The organism is Pseudomonas sp. P7779 (genome assembly GCF_013386315.1).
Classification (GTDB): Bacteria; Pseudomonadota; Gammaproteobacteria; order Pseudomonadales; family Pseudomonadaceae; genus Aquipseudomonas.
In genome coordinates, this window is record NZ_JACARZ010000200.1 from 1 (window position 1) to 1,273 (window position 1,273).

The following is a 1,273-nucleotide window of genomic DNA, read 5'->3' on the forward strand; positions in this document are numbered from 1 at the left end:
GCGGGGCAAGAGCGTTTTGGTGGACTTGTTCCCTCGTAGCGGACGCCAAGAAGCGATATTTTAATCGCAATCTTGGAGGTACTTATGGCACAGCAAACTCGCCGCAGTTACACCGACGACTTCAAAGCTCAGGCAGTGACACTTGCTGAAAGCATTGGTCGAGGAGAAGCTGCCCGACAGTTGGATATCTCGGTCAAAACCTTAGGTAATTGGCTGGACGCCGCACGCAACGGGCGTCCTCTCAGGTCTCCTGCCCGGCATCCGGTCTCTGACCTGGAAAGCGAGCTGGCTCGGCTTCGAGCTGAAAATGCCACGCTCAAAATGGAGCGAGAAATCCTAAAAAAAGCGACGGCGTTCTTTGCCAAAGAGTCCAACTGAGATACGCCTTCGTCGCCCGTGAACGGACTCGCTTTCCGGTTAGGCTGTTATGTCGAGTGATGGAGGTCTCGGTGTCGGGCTTTCACGGCTATTTGAAGCGCCAGGAGCGTCCGGATCCAGACGCCGCGATTCGCCTGGAGATTCGTGCGATTCATCGAGCAAGCCGCGGCACTTATGGGCGGCCGCGCATGGTTCAGGCGCTTCATAACCGCTCTTACACGATAGGGCACAAGCGGGTAGCTCGGCTGATGAGAGAGGAGATGCTGCGAGGAAAAATCAAAGCCCGGTTCAAACATTCAACGGATAACCGGTATATCCAACCCATTTCTGACAATGTGTTGAAACGACGCTTTTCTGTGACAAGTCCCGTAGCCGCTTGGGTGGGTGATATCACGTATATTTCGACACGCCAGGGGTGGTTGTACTTGGCTGTGGTGTTGAGTGTTCAGACCCGGCAGGTGCTTGGATACAGCCTGTCGGATCGTATGCCCGAGGGTTTGGTACAACAGGCGTTCATGAACGCCTGGACGAAAACGCCAGTTGATCACGGGGTGATTTTTCACTCTGATCGAGGCCGGCAATACACGGGTAGCGGTTTTCGCAGCATGATCGCGGAAAGAGGCTTTGTGCAAAGCATGAGCCGTAAGGGAAACTGCTGGGATAACGCCGTAGCAGAGAGCTTTTTTGCCTCACTCAAGAAGGAAGAAGCCACGGGTGTGTATCCCAGCAAAGCACAGGCCCATGCATCAATCGCAAGCTACATCCATGGGTTTTACAATGCGACACGGCTGCACTCGGCGCTGGGATACAGGTCACCTAATGACTACGCAAAGCACCTGAAGCACTCTGCTTAACACTCGCTTTATGGCGTACGTTTGGAGGGAGCAAGTCCATG

General features: G+C 54.2%; 2 protein-coding genes. Both read left to right on the top strand.

The window, feature by feature from the left end:
- Window positions 1-84: 84 nt before the first annotated feature.
- Window positions 85-378, top strand: coding sequence for a transposase (locus tag HX869_RS31100; protein ID WP_102605264.1), 294 nt, complete (start codon window positions 85-87; stop codon window positions 376-378).
- Window positions 375-1,232, top strand: a complete 858-nt coding sequence (locus HX869_RS31105) for an IS3 family transposase (protein ID WP_146014440.1) — start codon at window positions 375-377, stop codon at window positions 1,230-1,232. Before HX869_RS31100 ends, HX869_RS31105 begins: the two co-directional genes overlap by 4 nt.
- Window positions 1,233-1,273 lie beyond the last annotated feature (41 nt).

Excerpts from the sequence above, each read along its gene's own strand:
- HX869_RS31100 (WP_102605264.1), top strand. The coding sequence starts at position 85 with ATGGCACAGCAAACTCGCCGCAGTTACACCGACGACTTCAAAGCTCAG.